Source organism: Rheinheimera sp. (genome assembly GCF_030824435.1).
In the GTDB taxonomy this organism is placed as follows: Bacteria; Pseudomonadota; Gammaproteobacteria; order Enterobacterales; family Alteromonadaceae; genus Pararheinheimera.
Genome location: NZ_JAVBXS010000012.1, coordinates 23,657 through 40,109 on the forward strand (window position 1 = coordinate 23,657; position 16,453 = coordinate 40,109).

The 16,453-nt window shown below is 47.8% G+C and carries 16 protein-coding genes; 14 read left to right on the top strand and 2 right to left on the bottom strand.

Annotated elements, in window-relative coordinates; genetic code table 11:
* Positions 1-8 precede the first annotated feature (8 nt).
* The 14 genes from RCH83_RS01225 to efp all read left to right on the top strand — a co-directional run bounded on the left by RCH83_RS01225 (position 9) and on the right by efp (position 13,736).
* Positions 9-668, top strand: a complete 660-nt coding sequence (locus RCH83_RS01225; RefSeq protein ID WP_306518230.1) for a response regulator — start codon at positions 9-11, stop codon at positions 666-668.
* On the top strand, positions 665-2,065 hold the full coding sequence (locus RCH83_RS01230) for a HAMP domain-containing sensor histidine kinase (RefSeq protein ID WP_306518232.1): 1,401 nt from the start codon (positions 665-667) through the stop codon (positions 2,063-2,065). The genes RCH83_RS01225 and RCH83_RS01230 overlap by 4 nt, the downstream gene beginning before the upstream one ends.
* Positions 2,062-2,460 carry a cupredoxin domain-containing protein gene (locus tag RCH83_RS01235; RefSeq protein WP_306518234.1) on the top strand — a complete coding sequence of 133 codons (399 nt, stop codon included), beginning with the start codon at positions 2,062-2,064 and terminating at the stop codon, positions 2,458-2,460. Before RCH83_RS01230 ends, RCH83_RS01235 begins: the two co-directional genes overlap by 4 nt.
* Positions 2,450-3,190, top strand: coding sequence for a hypothetical protein (locus RCH83_RS01240; RefSeq protein ID WP_306518236.1), 741 nt, complete (start codon positions 2,450-2,452; stop codon positions 3,188-3,190). The genes RCH83_RS01235 and RCH83_RS01240 overlap by 11 nt, the downstream gene beginning before the upstream one ends.
* Positions 3,187-3,885, top strand: a complete 699-nt coding sequence (locus RCH83_RS01245; protein WP_306518237.1) for a hypothetical protein — start codon at positions 3,187-3,189, stop codon at positions 3,883-3,885. Before RCH83_RS01240 ends, RCH83_RS01245 begins: the two co-directional genes overlap by 4 nt.
* An 89-nt stretch (positions 3,886-3,974) precedes the next feature.
* A complete protein-coding gene (locus RCH83_RS01250) occupies positions 3,975-6,011 on the top strand; it encodes an LTA synthase family protein (protein WP_306518239.1) in 2,037 nt (678 codons plus the stop codon).
* A gap of 164 nt (positions 6,012-6,175) precedes the next feature.
* Complete coding sequence (locus RCH83_RS01255; RefSeq protein ID WP_306518241.1) at positions 6,176-7,684, top strand: S10 family peptidase; 1,509 nt, start codon at positions 6,176-6,178, stop codon at positions 7,682-7,684.
* 301 nt (positions 7,685-7,985) lie between these two features.
* The gene (glnS, locus tag RCH83_RS01260) at positions 7,986-9,647 is read left to right on the top strand and encodes a glutamine--tRNA ligase (RefSeq protein ID WP_306518243.1); all 1,662 of its coding nucleotides are present in this window, start codon (positions 7,986-7,988) and stop codon (positions 9,645-9,647) included.
* A 231-nt stretch (positions 9,648-9,878) separates the two neighbouring features.
* On the top strand, positions 9,879-10,496 hold the full coding sequence (locus RCH83_RS01265; protein WP_306518245.1) for a LysE family translocator: 618 nt from the start codon (positions 9,879-9,881) through the stop codon (positions 10,494-10,496).
* A gap of 79 nt (positions 10,497-10,575) precedes the next feature.
* Positions 10,576-10,974 carry a rhodanese-like domain-containing protein gene (locus RCH83_RS01270; protein WP_306518247.1) on the top strand — a complete coding sequence of 133 codons (399 nt, stop codon included), beginning with the start codon at positions 10,576-10,578 and terminating at the stop codon, positions 10,972-10,974.
* 88 nt (positions 10,975-11,062) lie between these two features.
* Positions 11,063-11,599 (top strand): hypothetical protein, encoded by a 537-nt coding sequence (locus RCH83_RS01275; protein ID WP_306518249.1) that lies wholly within the window; start codon positions 11,063-11,065, stop codon positions 11,597-11,599.
* Positions 11,572-11,973: a hypothetical protein gene (locus RCH83_RS01280; protein ID WP_306518251.1), complete on the top strand. Its 402-nt coding sequence runs from the start codon at positions 11,572-11,574 to the stop codon at positions 11,971-11,973. Before RCH83_RS01275 ends, RCH83_RS01280 begins: the two co-directional genes overlap by 28 nt.
* 11 nt (positions 11,974-11,984) lie before the next feature.
* On the top strand, positions 11,985-13,157 hold the full coding sequence (gene earP, locus RCH83_RS01285) for an elongation factor P maturation arginine rhamnosyltransferase EarP (RefSeq protein WP_306518253.1): 1,173 nt from the start codon (positions 11,985-11,987) through the stop codon (positions 13,155-13,157).
* A gap of 21 nt (positions 13,158-13,178) precedes the next feature.
* Positions 13,179-13,736: an elongation factor P gene (efp, locus tag RCH83_RS01290; RefSeq protein ID WP_306518277.1), complete on the top strand. Its 558-nt coding sequence runs from the start codon at positions 13,179-13,181 to the stop codon at positions 13,734-13,736.
* A gap of 148 nt (positions 13,737-13,884) precedes the next feature.
* On the opposite strand, the gene RCH83_RS01295 is transcribed toward efp, so the two are convergent.
* Entirely contained in the window at positions 13,885-14,553 is a 669-nt protein-coding gene (locus tag RCH83_RS01295; RefSeq protein ID WP_306518255.1) for an exonuclease domain-containing protein, read from the bottom strand.
* A complete protein-coding gene (locus tag RCH83_RS01300) occupies positions 14,554-16,380 on the bottom strand; it encodes a DUF294 nucleotidyltransferase-like domain-containing protein (protein WP_306518257.1) in 1,827 nt (608 codons plus the stop codon).
* Positions 16,381-16,453 lie beyond the last annotated feature (73 nt).

The following is a 16,453-nucleotide window of genomic DNA, read 5'->3' on the forward strand; positions in this document are numbered from 1 at the left end:
CTTCACTGATGCGGATTTTGCTGGTTGAAGACGACATGGATTTAGCACAGGGCCTGCAACTGGCGCTGCGTGAACAGGGTTTTACGGTCAATCATGTAAGCCTGGGTCAGCAGGCGCTGGCTTCAATCCGCAGCCAGGATTGTGACGCCGTAGTGCTGGATTTAGGTTTACCCGATATTGATGGGCTGGATGTGCTGAAAATCACCCGGCAAAAATTTAACAAATTGCCGGTGTTGGTGCTGACGGCCCGTGATGGTGTGGATGACCGCATTCGCGGTCTGGATTTAGGTGCAGATGATTATCTGGTGAAACCTTTTGCCATGTCCGAATTGTTTGCCCGTTTAAGGGTAATAGAAAGGCGTTTAGGCACAGCCAGTTCGCATCTGATCAGGCTGCAGAACGTGCAGCTTGATGCGACAGCCCATCAGGTGACTGTGGATGCGATGCCGCTTACTTTGTCCAGACGCGAATATATGTTGTTAAAGGTCTTGATGGAGTCGGCGGGGCGTATTAAAACCCGCGAGCAACTGGAAGCCAGTTTGTATGCCTGGGGTGAAGAAGTGGCGAGTAATGCACTGGAGGTGCATATTTCCAACCTTAGAAAAAAACTGCCAAAAGATTTTATTAAAACAGTGCGTGGTGTAGGTTACAGCGTGAGTCCGGCATGAGTTCAATCCGTCGTTATCTGGTCACAGTGCTGATTGCAATGTTGACGCTGACCAGTTTTATGGCGGCGCTGCAAAGTTATCGTGAAAGTATCAGCCGGGCTGATCAGCTGTTTGATGACGATTTAAAAGTGCTGGCCGCCAGTTTGTTACAGCCTTTTGCGGCTATCACGCCTGACGACAACGTCAGTAGTGTGGTGCAGATCTGGCGTGACAAAGAGCTGGTATATAGCTCCTCTAATGCACCAAAGCAGCGTATTGAAGCACCTCTTGGTTACAGCGAACAAAATTTCTCTGGTCAGCGTTGGCGCACCTTTGTGCAAATCAGTACTGCTCAGCTGCAAAGCAGTGCTGCCGGCCAAAACAACCCAAAAAACTCCCCCGACTCAAAACCAACAACGGCAGCTGTCAACCAGACAACAGTTCAGCCAGAGCTTCGGGTTTTGGTGGCGCAACCTTTAAAACAACGGCAACAGTTGGCTGACGAAGTGGTATTGGCGTCTATTTATCCTGTGGTGCTGAGTTTGCCACTACAGGCTTTATTAATTTGGCTGGCGGTTAGTAAAGGTTTGTCACCGCTGTTAAGGTTTGCTGAACAATTGTCCGGCAAAAAAGCCGATGATTTAACCCCGGTTAGCCTCAGCGAAGTACCGGTTGAGCTGTCGCAGGTGCTTGGCACCACTAATCAGCTATTGGCAAAACTGGCTGATGCTTTTGCCAGGGAAAAACGTTTTGCTTCTGATGTGGCACATGAACTGCGCACGCCGTTAAGTGTATTGCAGGTGAATCTGCACAATGCGATAGCACAGTGGCGGCAGGCCGGAGTCGCTGATCCAGCCGGTTTAATGCCGGCTTTGCAGGACGGTGTGCAAAGAATGAGTCAGCTGATTGAACAAATTATGTTGCTCAACAGAACCAACCCGGAACATTTTAAAGCCAAGCTGCAAAATTTTGATTTGGCCGCTTTAAGCCGTGATGTGATAGCTGAACTTTATCCGGAAATTTTACGTAAAAACCAGCAGGTTGAATTGACAGGTGCAGAGCAGATGAGTGTCAGTGCCGATACTTTTGCCATGCGTTTGCTGCTGTTAAACTTGCTGGGTAATGCCATTAAATACACCCCAGCCGGCGGGCAGATAAAGTTGGCATTGGCACAACAAACCAAACAAATCAGGCTGACAGTAGAAGACTCTGGTCCTGGCATAGATCCAAAAGAATACCAGCGGGTGTTTGACCGCTTTTACCGGGTGGGGGGTGACAGGCATCAGTCTGGTGAACCAGGTTCTGGTCTTGGGCTTGCCATTGTCAAAGAAATAGTGGCTCTGCATGGCGGCAGCCTGCAACTTGGGCCATCAGGTTTTACATCAGGACTCAAAATAACAGTGGAACTACCGCAGTGAAGCAGGGGTACAAAACCAACATTATTTACCGTTGTTTGTTATGGCCAGCCATGCTGGCTTTGCCTGCTTATGCCGATGTGCTGGTCGTCAAGCTGCAGTTAAAAGACCACTTATTCAGCCCTGCCACTTTGTACCTGCCCGCTGGCGAAAAAATCAAACTGGAGATCCACAATCAGGATCCGACCCCTGAAGAATTTGAAAGTTTTAGTCTGAACCGGGAAAAAGTCATTTTGGGCCAAAGCAAAGGGGTGGTTTTTATTGGTCCGTTGCCAGCTGGCGAACATCCGTTTTTAGGTGAATATCACCCGGACAGCGCCCGTGGTGTCATAGTGGTACTGCCCAAAGCCAAGTGGCAACAACAGCAGTCAGCACAGGAGGTCAAGGGTGCTGATTAATACAGTGGTGATGTTTTTACAGGAATTATTGCCAGCATTGTTGCTGCTGAGCACACTTTTGGTGTGGCAGCGACGGCAGGTGTTGTTGTTATTACAAACCATGCTGCCGGCATCCTTTGTTGGTTTGTTATTGATTAGCAGCCAGTTCAGAGAGATTTCGGCTATTGCTGATGGTGTGGGTCTTGAGCTGTTGTACATCAGCTGTTATTTGCTGACTTTTTTGCTGTTAGTGCTGAGTGTTGCCCGGCAAAACAATGCAGTGGCAGCGGCCAGACTGGCGGGTCTTGCTATTGCCAGCCTGCTTTGGGTCAACGGCAGTAATCTGGTGTTGTTTTTATTTGTGTATGAACGCAATTTGTTTGCATCACCTGCTTTGGTATTGGGCGCGACCCTTGGCCTTGGGATTGGACTGAGTGTGGCTGTGCTCTGGTATCAGCTGCAACGTGAATTGCTCAGACACTGGCGTGGTTTTTTTCAGTGCAGCCTGGCTTTGCTGGCGGCGCGGCAAATCAGTATGGCGGTGATGTTATTGGTGCAAACCGACTGGTTACCCAGCGGTCCACAACTCTGGAATAGCCAGGGGTTATTGTCAGAACAATCAGAATATGGCCATTTTTTTAATGCATTAGTAGGTTATGAAGCCACACCCACACTGGTCCAGCTGGCCGGTTTTGCTGCTGGTTTCTTGCTGTTATTGTGGCAAAGCCGCACGCTGGAGGTACAAAAATGAAACCGGGACTTCTACTGCTGCTGTTTTTTGCGGTACCGGCGTTAGCGGACGGCCGGGTGGTGGACAAGGTGTACCACCCTTATGTGCAGCCGCTGGAGCGGGAATTTGAATACCGCTTTGCGTATCAAAAACAATCAGAACATCCTGACAATAACGCCATGGCGCAAAAGCTTGGTTATGGCTTTTCTATTGCAGAGCGCATGGCGCTGGAGTTTTACCTGATTGCCGACAGGGTCAGCCCGGAAGATTACAAACTCAGTGGTTATGAGCTGGAACTGCGCTGGATGTTAACGGAGCAGGGTGAATACAGCGCCGACTGGGGTTTGTTATTTGAACTTGAACGGCAAAATAATCTGGATAATTATGAATTTAGCACTGGTTTATTGCTGGAGAAAGAATTTGGACCGACCAGTTTGACGCTGAACGGCTTGCTGGTGTACGAATGGGGTCAGACACTGGAGTCTGAACTCGAAACTGAATTTCGGTTGCAGTATCGGTATCGCTGGTTGCCACAGGTGCAGCCGGCGATTGAATTTTATGCCGGTGAAAATTATAAAGGTGCAGGCCCTTCAATGATGGGGGTGCATAAATTTAGTGGTTTAGAACAATTAAAATGGGAATTTGCGGTGATCTTTGCTATTGATGCTGCAACTGTAAATAACACTTTGCGTTTTGCACTTGAATATGAGTTCTGAGATTGAAGTGGTGAGATAAACCGCCTTAAGAAATTGTTAAGGATTAACACGCAAACTCTGAAAATAAAAATAATACAGGGGTTGGTATTTTGTCTGAAATTTTGTCCGGGCGTGCAACTGCTGCGCCATCATTTTGGTTGCGCTTAAGTAGCCCTTATCTGTTATATCTGCGGTTTTTGTTGTTGGCGCTGACATTTTTGTCGTTGAGCCGCCTGCTGCTTTTTATCTGGCAATGGCCCAGGGTTGAACAAAGTGGTGCGCCAGCCTGGCTATTGTTGCAGGGGCTTAGAGCCGATCTGATTCTGCTGGGGCTGATGTTGCTGCTACCGTTGTTATTGGCACCTGTGTTAGCCATCCGGCAACTGCACCTTGTCTGGCAAAAGTTCAGTTTTTTCTGGTTGATGCTGATGCTGATGTTGCTGGTTTTTATTGAGCTGTCGACCCCGGCGTTTTTACTGCAATACGATGTCAGGCCAAACCGGCTTTATCTGGAATATCTGAAATACCCCAAAGAAGTGTTTGCCACCCTCTGGTATGGTTTCCGGCTGCCACTCCTGGCAGGTATCAGCGGCACGGCGTTATTGCTTTGGGGGGCTTATCGGTATTTGCGATTGGGCGCTGCGAAGTCCCATTGTTATTGCAATAAAACCTTGTGGTTATCCTGGCCGCTGCTGCTGCTGTTGGTGTTTGTCGCTATCCGGTCAACGACCCAGCACAGACCCGCCAATCCGGCCATTTTTGCCATTACCCCGGATGCCATGGTGAATTCTCTGGTGATTAGCTCGCCATATTCAGTGCTTTATGCCGCTTACAGCATGCGCCATGAAGCCAGCTCCAGCGAGATTTACGGCAAATTGCCGGTTGAGCAAATGTTGCAGTCGGCACTGGATTGGCCCTGGCTGAAAGGTCTGCAATTCCATGATAAAAATTTGCCGACTTTGCACCAGCAACAGGCAACAGCGGTGCGGACCAAACCGCTGAATATAGTGATAGTGCTGCAGGAAAGTATGGGCGCCACTTTTGTGCAGTCGCTGGGCGGCGAAGGGGTCACACCTGAACTTGAAAAGCTGAAACAACAAGGCATTTGGTTTAACAATATGTACGCTACCGGCACCCGCTCGGTACGGGGCATTGAAGCTGTGGTGGCAGGTTTTGCGCCAACACCGGCTCAAAGCACAGTGAAGCTTTCAAACAGCCAAAACAACTTCAGCACTATTGCCTCCATCTTAAAAAAACAGGGTTATCACACCCAGTTTATTTATGGTGGAGAAGCGCATTTTGACAATATGCGTAGTTATTTTACCGGCAATGGTTTTAGCGATATTGTTGATTTTACAAGAATTGATAAACCACAATTTGTTGGCAGTTGGGGCGCCAGTGATGAAGATTTATTTCGCACAGCACACGCACAATTGCAGCAGTTACACCAGCAAGGCAAAGCTTTTTTTAGTTTAATTTTCACCTCCAGCAACCATGAGCCTTTTGAGTTTCCTGACGGCCGTATCAGTTTGCATCAAGAGCCTAAAGCGCAGGTGAATAACGCGGTGAAATACGCAGACTGGGCCATGGGGCAGTTTTTCAGGCAGGCGATGCAAGCTGATTATTGGCAAGACACTTTGTTTTTAGTGGTGGCCGATCACGACAACAGGGTGTATGGCAGTAACCTGGTGCCGGTGGAAAAATTCCAAATTCCGGCACTGATTTTAGGCGCCGATATAAAGCCGCAACAAATTAACACGCTAGCCAGCCAAATTGATTTGGCGCCAACGATATTGTCGATGGCCGGTATTTCCGCTTGCCATCCGCTGACAGGGCGTGATTTTAGTCGTGATAGCACAAGCCCTGGCCGCGCTTTATTGCAGTTTGATCAATATTTTGCCCTGATGCAGCAGGATGACCGGCAGAACGCTCTGCAGCAAAACGAACAGCATGAGCTGGTGATTTTAAAACCGAACCAACAAGCGGTAAAAGGCCATTACAACAAAACCAGCAAACAACTTAGTTTGAGCACAGAGGCGGTATCTGACGCCGAAAAAACCAAAGCGTTGGCTGAAGTGCAGTTGCCTTCTTATTTATACCGTGAACAAAAGTTTCAGGATAAAACGGCTTGTGTGGCATCGGCCTGAGTTGCTGTTGTGATGAGCTTTTACCCGCGGACAATTTGCCAACCGACCTGTTTTGCTGGCGCTAGTCTCAACTTTTTTGTGCTTCAGAACAAACTTCAGTTAAATGAGGCTGAAGAACCCGGTGCGCTGGGATAACTAAAACCACAACAAATACCCGGAATATGATGAAAACAAAACTCTTTTTACTAGGCGCTTGCTGTGTGCTGGCGCTTGCTGCGCCGGCTCAGGCCACTGAGCGCAAAATAGAAGCCGACACTGTGGTGGTAACCCAACATAAAACCACAGTGAATGACCAGTCGTTTCCATACAGCGCCACCACTGGCACTCAGCCGGTGTGGGATGATGAAGGTAACCCTGTTGCTGCTGTGTTTTACACTTATTACCAACGCACTGATATTAAAGATAAAAGCAAAAGGCCTTTATTAATTTCTTTTAACGGTGGCCCTGGCTCTGCTTCGGTCTGGATGCAAATTGCTTACACCGGCCCTAAAGCGCTGAATGTTGATAGTGAAGGTTATCCGCTACAACCTTATGGCACTAAACAAAACCCATATTCGGTGCTGGATACCGCTGACATTGTGTTTGTGAATCCGGTGAACACCGCTTATTCGCGCGTTTTGCCTGGCAAAGACGGCAAAATGATGAGTAAAGACGAGCAGGCCAAAATGTTTTTTGGTGTCAACGCCGACGTCAAATACCTGGCTGAGTGGATCAACACTTTTGTCAGCCGTAACGAACGTTGGCAGTCGCCTAAGTATCTGATTGGTGAAAGCTACGGTACCACAAGGGTGTCTGGTTTAGCTCTTGCGCTGCAAAATATGCAGTGGATGTATTTAAACGGTGTGGTGCTGGTGTCGCCAACCGAAATTGGTATTAAAAGGGAAGGCCCGGTGGATGTGGCGAACCGTTTACCGTATTTTGCCGCCACCGCCTGGTATCACAAAAAACTCAGCCCTGAGCTGCAGCAACAAGACTTAATGGATATATTGCCAAAAGTCGAAGACTTCACCATTAACCAATATTTGCCAGCCCTTGCCAAAGGCGCTTTTATCAGCCCGGAAGAAAAAGATCAGGTAGCCCGTCAGGTGGCGCAATATGCCGGTTTATCTCTGCAAGCCGTGCTGCAGAACAATCTGGATATTCCAAACGATTTTTTCTGGAAAGAGCTGCTGCGTGACCGCGGCCAAACCGTGGGCCGGTTAGATTCCCGTTATATCGGCATTGACCGCAAAGACGCAGGGGTAGAACCCGATTTTAACGCCGAGCTGACGTCCTGGCTGCACTCTTTTACGCCAGCTATTAACCATTACCTGCGTACTGAGCTGAATTACAAAACTGATGTGAAATACAATATGTTTGGTCCGGTGCGGCCCTGGGACAACAGCGACGACAATACCGGCGAAAATTTAAGGCAGGCGATGGCGCAAAACCCCTACCTGAATGTGATGATCCAGTCCGGTTATTATGACGGTGCCACCAACTATTTTGACGCCAAATACAGCATGTGGCAGCTGGATCCAAGCGGCAAAATGAAAAACCGCCTGAGTTTTAAAGGCTATCGCAGCGGCCATATGATGTATTTACGCTACGAAGATTTAAAACAGTCGAACCAGGATTTACGTGATTTTATTCAGGCGACGTTACCTGCGGCAGATAAAGCAGCTAAGTATTAAATTCAGCTTATAAAATAGGTTCTGAGGGCTGTCATCAAGGCAGCCCTTTTTTATTGGTTGCCGGTAAGAAGTCTTGATGATGCAAAGGCCCGATATTGTGAAGGGACGCCGCTGTGCCCATTACAGCTTTTGTGTGGTCGCCTGAAAACAAAGATCACAAAAACAAAGATCACAAAAACAACGATCACAAAAACAGCGAAAGCCAAACTCGCTACTGGTCAGCGCTTAGGTTGCTGTTATAATGCGGCCAACTGATTTTTTTCTTCCTTTATTTTTGTCGACACACAAGGATCTGATTTATATGGCGGACATCGAAACACGCCCAACCAATTTTATCCGGCAGATTATTGATGCCGATTTAGCTTCCGGCAAACACAACACAGTGCAAACCCGTTTCCCGCCTGAGCCAAATGGTTATCTGCACATTGGTCATGCCAAATCTATTTGTTTAAATTTTGGTATTGCCCAGGATTATCAGGGCCAGTGTAATCTGCGTTTTGACGACACCAACCCGGAAAAAGAAAACATCGATTTTGTAAATTCCATTCAGAATGATGTGAACTGGCTGGGTTTTCAGTGGGATGGCGCAGTGCGTTATTCTTCTGATTATTTTGACGCTTTGTACGGTTATGCTGTTGAACTGATTAACAAAGGTCTGGCTTATGTGTGTTTTTTAAATGCCGAAGAAATGCGTCAGTACCGTGGCAGCTTAACTGAGCCTGGCAAACACAGCCCGTACCGCGACACCACACCTGCTGAAAACCTGGCGCTGTTTGAAAAAATGCGTGCTGGTGGTTTTAAAGAAGGTGAATGTTCACTGCGCGCCAAAATTGATATGACATCACCTTTTATCTGTATGCGCGACCCGGTGATTTACCGCGTGAAGTTTGCCCATCACCACCAAACCGGTGACAAGTGGTGCATTTACCCAATGTACGACTTCACGCACTGTATTTCGGATGCGCTCGAAGGCATTACCCATTCGCTCTGTACGCTGGAATTCCAGGACAACCGCCGTTTATACGACTGGATTTTGGATAACATCACTATTGCCTGCCACCCGCAGCAAATTGAGTTTTCCCGTCTGAACCTGGAATATCAGGTGATGAGTAAACGTAAGTTGCACACCCTGGTGGAAGGGGGTCATGTGTCTGGTTGGGACGACCCGCGGATGCCAACCATTGCCGGTTTACGCCGCCGTGGTTATACACCAGCGTCTTTGCGTGAATTTGCCAAACGTATTGGTATCACCAAACAAGACAATATGATTGAAGCAAGTGCGCTGGATGCTTGTATCCGTGAAGATTTAGACGCCCATGCGCCACGTGCTATGGCGGTGATTGACCCGCTGAAAATCACTTTAAGCAACTATCCGGCTGATAAAGTCGAGTGGCTGGACGTACACAATCACCCGAAAGAAGAAGCCATGGGTAGCCGTCAGGTGCCTTTTGGTAAAGTGATTTATATCGACCGCGCCGATTTTAGAGAAGAAGCCAATAAAAAATACAAACGTATGGTGACTGGTGGTGAAGTACGTTTACGTGGTGCTTATGTGGTGCGGGCTGACGAAGTCATTAAAGATGAAGCCGGTAATATTGTTGAGCTGATTTGTAGTTACGACCCGGACACTTTAGGTGTCAATCCTGCCGATGGCCGTAAAGTGCGCGGTGTAATTCACTGGGTGGAAGCCAGTCAGGCCAGGCCGGCAGAGTTTCGTGTGTACGATAAGCTCTTTACCGTGCCAAATCCGGCAGCGGAAGAGGACTTTATTCAGGTGATTAACCCGCAGTCATTAACTATCAAACATGGTTTTGTCGAGCCAAGTCTGGTTGATGCCAAGCCTGAGCAGGCTTATCAGTTTGAGCGTGAAGGTTATTATTGCGCCGACAATAAAGATTTCAGCAAAAACAAGCTGGTGTTTAACCGCACTGTGGCACTGCGGGATACCTTCTTCGAAGATTAAATCCTGTTACCTGATGTGATTCCGTAAAAAACCAGCATTGTGCTGGTTTTTTTATGCTTTTTTATACGGAGCTGCTGTTGGCGGCGAGGCTGCAGCAAAGTGCAAAAGGGCCAGTTATGGCGGCAAGGCGTGGATTGTTGAATAAAACCTGCAATACCCCGGCAAATCTTGCCAATCACTGCTGGCGGGCATTACCATGGACTGACAAAGCCGAACTATAAGAGAGCCTCAGTGGACGTATTTTTTGCCGTATTGTTTTTTGCTTTTTCCAGCACCATCACGCCTGGGCCAAACAACATTATGATGATGAGTTCAGGTGTGAATTATGGTGTTAAAGCCAGTTTGCCGCATTTATTCGGCATCTGTGTTGGCTTTCCGCTGATGGTGCTGATGATAGGGCTGGGTTTTGGTGTGGTGCTAAGCAATCAGCCCTGGTTACACCTGACGATTAAAGTGCTGGGGGTGTTGTATCTGTGTTGGCTGGCCTGGAAAATTGCCAGTAGCAGACCCACTTCGCTTGAAGGCAGCAACAGCAAACCTTTTAGTTTCCTGCAGGCGGCCGCTTTTCAGTGGGTCAATGGTAAAGCCTGGGTGATGGCATCGGGCGCAGTGGCCGCTTTTACCACTATGCAGGGCCAGTTTTATCAGGATGTGATGCAAATCACTTTGGCATTTTTATTAATGAGCCTGCCTTGTGTCGGCAGCTGGTTATTATTTGGCGCTTTACTCAGGCGCTGGCTGAACCAACCTACAGCACAACGTATCTTTAATATGGCGATGGCGTTATTGTTGTTGCTTTCGGTTTGGCCTGTAGTGCAGGAAATTATGCAACAGCAGATGCCATTCTGATGGTTATCTTGCAGCCATTAAAGTGGTTGAAAATTAAACGGTTAAGAATTAAATGGCCAAGAACTAAATGGAGAGCAACATGAATACACAATTGACCCTAAGCCGCACTCTGATAGCGGCTCCAGTATGGGCACTGACCTTGTTACTTGCCATCACAAGCCCAGCCTCAAACGCCGAAGCAACACAAGTAGCTGCAGCACAGGCACAACAGGCCGAAACTGCTATCTGGATTGACGTGCGTACTGCCGAAGAATATAACGCCGGTCATCTGCAAGGTGCGGTACATATTCCCCATGAACAAATAGCCGATAAAATTGCGGCTGTGACCGCAGATAAAAATGCGGTGATTTATCTGTATTGCCGCAGTGGCCGCCGCTCTGGTTTGGCGCTGGAAAGTCTGCAGGCGCTGGGATACAGCAAAGTGGTGAATGCCGGCGGTTATGAAGCGCTCAAAGCTAAAAAAACAACAGGGCAATAACATATGAATAAGCCGCTTTGGTGCGGCTTTTGCTGTTTTCTGTTAACCCTTATTAAATATTTGCCGATGCCGGAGGATCTTCAGCCCGATGCGCGAGCAGCAGTTGGAAAAGCTTAAGCTGGAGCATGATGCCGCCAGACTCTTTATGCGGTTGTATGAACAACAATATCAAAGACCTATGCGGCATATATGGCATAACGAACCGGCTAAACCAGACGTTTCCTGTTATCTGGCCGATGAGCGGTTGGATTTGGAAATTGCCCACTTATATGGCAGTGAAGTGGAAGCCATGCAGATTTTAGGCAGACCTTTGTCATTGCAAACCCACCAGGAATTACTGGCGTTACAACAAGTACCGGCTGAAGACCGGTTATTGGAAGCGCTGAACCGGCTGATTGAACAAAAAGGCCATAAAAGTTACGACAGTAAAAGGGTGTGGCTGGTGATCCGCAATGCCAACCCACACTGGCGCAGTCAGGATTTACAACAACACAGACCCCGTTTGTTATTGCCAAGCCAACATCCTTTTGAACAAATCTGGTTAGTCGGCGACTTATTTGGTTTGTCGGGTATAGTGCCGTTATTCCCGCTGGAGTTATGGCGTCAGGCCAGGAGTCCGGGGTGATTGGGTATTACCGGCGTTATTTGCATCTTTTATTTTTACTTGCACAACAGCAAAACCCGCGCGACGGCGTTGTTTGGGGCTGTTGTTGCCTTATTTTTGCAAGTTTACCGCTGTTGTTATGGCTGAATGTCGCCAATGTGTGGTTATTGCTGCCTGCAGTGCTGGGTTTATGGCTGTTGTTGTATTTATGGGTTGGGGCTGCTTTTGGCAGTGCTGCGCCAGCGCCTCGTTTGCAACCCCTGCGTGATAAACTGCGGCTTATGTTTTACCGGCTGAAATTGCACAGTCTGGCTTTGATGACACTGGCTTTATTGCTGCTGAGTTGTTATGCCAGTGCCAAGCTGGTGTCGGTGTTGCTCAGGCGTTTGATATAAAAGGTTTTTGAATGACAAGCATGCTTCGTCGTTGTGATATTTTTTGCAGTGTTATCGATAATTTTGGTGATATTGGTATTTGTTGGCGCCTTGCCAGACAGCTGGTGGCCGAACATCAATTGGATGTGACTTTGTGGGTGGATGACCTGAAAAGTTTTGCCCGTATTTGCCCTGAAGTTCAGCCTGCAGTTTTAACGCAGCGTATCGCCGGGGTATGGGTACGGTTTTGGAGTCAGCCCTTGCCACAGTTAAGTCCGCAGGAGTACCCAAAGCTTGTGATTGAAGCTTTGGCTTGCACTATTCCCCGTACTTATCTGGAACTTTTGGCACAGCATCAACCAGAGGCACTTTGGCTGAATCTGGAGTATTTATCGGCCGAAGACTGGGTGCATGGTTGTCATGGTTTAGCATCACCACAACAAGGTTTGTCATTAAATAAATATTTTTTCTTCCCGGGTTTTACCGAACAAACCGGTGCTTTGTTACGGGAGCGGGACCTGGTGCAGCGGCTGGATGCTTTTGCCGGCAGCACTGCAGCACAACAGCAGTTCTGGACTGAACTGGGACTATCGCATGTGATTGACTTTGATACCAAAGTGTCGCTGTTTGCTTATGGCCAGGCGTCAATAGAGTCATGGCTAGCGCAGCTTTGCACAGCACAAACAAGCACGGCACTGTTGGTGCCTGAAGGAGTGCTGGCCAATCAGTTAAAAACACTTTGGCCAGAGCTTGCAACCCATACTTCTGCGCAGCGCGGAGCGCTTCGGATTGATATTTTGCCTTTTATGCCACAGCCGCAATACGACTATTTGCTGGCGGCTTGTGACATTAATTTTGTTCGTGGTGAAGATTCTGTGATTCGGGCGCACTGGGCTGCCAAAGCTTTTATCTGGCAAATTTACCGCCAGCAAGAGCAGGCCCATCAGGTGAAACTGGAGGCATTTTTATCGCTGTATCTGGCAGCAGCACCAGAGCCGTTAAAAGCACTATTATTGGCGTTACACAGGCGCTGGGATAATGAGTTACCTCTTGCGGAGCTTTGGCCTTTATTGCTTGAAAACAAAGATAAAATTGCACTTTATAACCAACAATGGCGTTCTTTTTTAATGACACATGAAGATCTTGCCAGCAACCTCGTGCGTTTTGCTGAAAATAAATGTAAAATGCCCCGCAATTTTTCCTAACAAGAAGATATTTCAATTATGATGAAGACTGCTCAAGAAGTACGCGCTGGCCAGGTGATCATGGTCAACAACGAGCCAATGGTTGTTCAGAAAGCTGAATTCAACAAATCTGGCCGTAACGCTGCCGTTGTAAAAATGAAAATGAAAGGCCTGCTGTCTGGTGGTGGTCTGGAAACTGTTTACCGCGCTGACGACAAATTTGAACAAGTTATGTTAGACACTAAAGAAGTAACTTATTCATATTATGCCGACCCAATGTACGTATTCATGGACGCTGAATACAACCAATACGAAATCGAAGCTGAAAACATGACTGACGCACTGAAATATTTAGTGCCGGATATGCAATGTTCAGTGGTTTTCTACGGTGAGCGCGCCATTTCTGTAGATTTACCTCCGTTCGTTGTACGTGAAGTGGTTTATTCTGAACCAGCTGCCCGTGGCGACACTTCAGGTAAAGTCATGAAACCAGCTAAACTGGACACAGGTTTTGAACTGATGGTGCCAGCTTTTGTTGAAACTGGTGACAAAATCGAAATCGACACCCGTACTGACGAATACCGTGGCCGTGCTAAATAATTTTTAGCCGTACGCTTGTCATAAAAAAGCCAGTCACCGACTGGCTTTTTTTATATACCGTAAGTACGGTACAGCGGAAATGCAGCAGCCATTGTCGGTGGTGGCAGGGCAAAACGGGTGTTGCTGATGCCAACAGTAAGTAGTTCAGTTAACCCCGGCTTAGTGCCTGTAGTTCACCTAAAGTCATTTGCTGATCGCGGCTTTTTTTCAGCTGACTGAGCAATAACAGAGCGCAGCTAAAGGCGTCTTCCAGTGCGTGGTGATGTTGGCTCTGAGGTAAATGGTGACGGTTTAAGCAGGAGGGTAAACGTAAATCCCGTTGGTGGATCACTTTGCCTTGATTTAATAAACGTTGCCATTCCAGTTGCATAGTGTCGATAAACTTAAATTTTGGTGAACGACCGTATAAACGCTGACAGGCCATGGTTAAAAACTTCTGTTCAATACTGGCATGATGGGCAACAAAAACAGCACCGGCATATTGTTGTAGCAGCTCGGTTATAGCCTCGGCCAACTCTTGTGCCTCTGATAAATCTTTATCATGTAAACCATGAAAGACCGCACTTTGCCCAACGCTGACCGGTGTTTTGATCAGGACGTGCCTGGCTTGTGCCAGATTAATTTCCTGATGTTCAATCAACAACCAGCCGATGCTGACAATATGATCGTTTTTGGCATCAAGGCCAGTGGTTTCAATATCAAGCACCAGAAAACGACACTGCGACACGGGCGTGTCAGGCGAAGGCCAGGCTACAAGTTCAAACTGCTGCACCACGGCATGAACCGGCTCTTTTTTCAGTTTCAGCCAGTCAAACATTTAAAGCTCCCGGCTAAAACGATAACGCATCGCAGCCTGGGCTTCATGGATGACGGCAAAACAGTCTTTCAGCTGATGACGTTGTAAAGCAGACAACACCGCCGGATCCAGCAAATTGGTGACATCATGGCCTTGCTGCAGCTCTTGCAAATGTTTGTCCCAGCGCAGTTGCGCCAGTACATCAAAAGCGTCCAGCAAATTCTGGCTATCGCGGCTATCCATCATATGAGCGGCCGCTAAAGCCTGTAGTCGCTGGCGGGTATTCACTTCGCTGATCCCAGCTGCCAGTGTGTACACCCTGACTAAATCAGTGATCAGGCTAATACCGCGTTTTTTTAAATCCAGCCCTTTTTTATGTTTACCGTCCTGCTCCAGAATAAAATTCTTAAAAAAGCCAAGCGGGGCAGTGCGCTCCTGAGCTGTTTTTGATAAATGCAATAAAAACAAATCGTTATTGGCCGTTTTGGCCAGAATATCTTGTTGTAACGCGTTAAATAAACCGCGGCTGCCTTCTATCACTCTCAAATCAAAATAAATGCTGGCGTTCAGCAGTGCTTGTGGTGTTGGGGTGTTGATCCAACGGGCAAAACGGCTCGACCAGCCTTTGAGGCTAAGCCGCAATTCAGGATTGCTGGCCATAATATTGCCAGGACAAAGCTTGATACCACAACGCGCCAGGCCCTGACAGACAAATTCAGCCAGCTGTGAAAAATAATCTTCAATCTCACCTTTGGGTTCTTTTTCCAGTAACAATGCATTGTCCTGATCGGCGTTCAGGCTTTGATCCATCCGGGCCTGCGAGCCAAAAGCCAACCAGGAAAATACACAAGGGGGTTCACCAAGCTGAAGAATGGCCAGTTTGATCAGCCTTTGTGTTAAGGCATCCGTGATGGTGGTCATGATATGGCCAGCTTCGTTTGCCGGCACCTGTTGTTTGCCAAGCGTTTGCACCAGCTCGTGAATGTGCAGACTACATTGTTCCAGGCCGTCAACTGTTTGCTGGCGATGAATTTCGCCAATCAGATATACCGGATGATCCTGCTGCGCGCGGATAATGTCGGTGGCGGTGATCATGCTGAAACTCACGCCATGTTCTGTCACCGGCAGATGGTGAATGTTAAAACGGCTCATCAGCTGTACGGCCTCAAATAAATAAGCGTTTTTGTCGATAGTGTGCGGCTGACGGGTCATGATCTGGCTGACAAGGGAGGTGGCCGGTAAATTTTCTGCCAACACACGGCTGCGTAAATCTCTATCGGTAATAATGCCAACCAGTTTTTCTGCATCTTCAACCAGCAAAGATGATACCCGTTTTTCAGTCATCAGCTGCGCCGCTTGTTGTACTGTTTGCTCAGGCGAAATAGCAATTTTATGGGCATGCACCACATCAAGCAGTTTTAAAGTAAAACGCGAGTTTTGTTGTTGCTCTTTGTACTGATGCAAACGGCGGCTAAACAAACGCTGGAAAAATAAATCGACATTTTTAAACTGGTGGCGCAGATGATGAAACATGTCGCCGGCAAGCCAATACACCAGGCCGTCCTCGTCACATTGCAGCAGATCGTCATCATTTAAATCGGTCAGCAGCAGCTGGTATCCGTAAAAGTCACCTTCCTGCAATTTGGCCAGCAATTGTTGTTGGTCGCTGTAGAGTGCAAAAACCCCGGTGCGTACTATCAGCAGGCGGCGGCCGTTGGTCGGCACCTTGTCCTGCGCCTGGTAATAATACACCGAGATATGTTTTGACAGCTGCGCCAGCTCAGCTTGCGACAAATGATTAAATGGGGTGGTTTTGGCAAGAAATTTAATAACTTCGCTGATTTCCATCGCGGCTCCTTTGCCATGCCAGTGTTGTGGTGACCAGACACCAACAACACTGTCACTCTAGCAATAGCGCCCT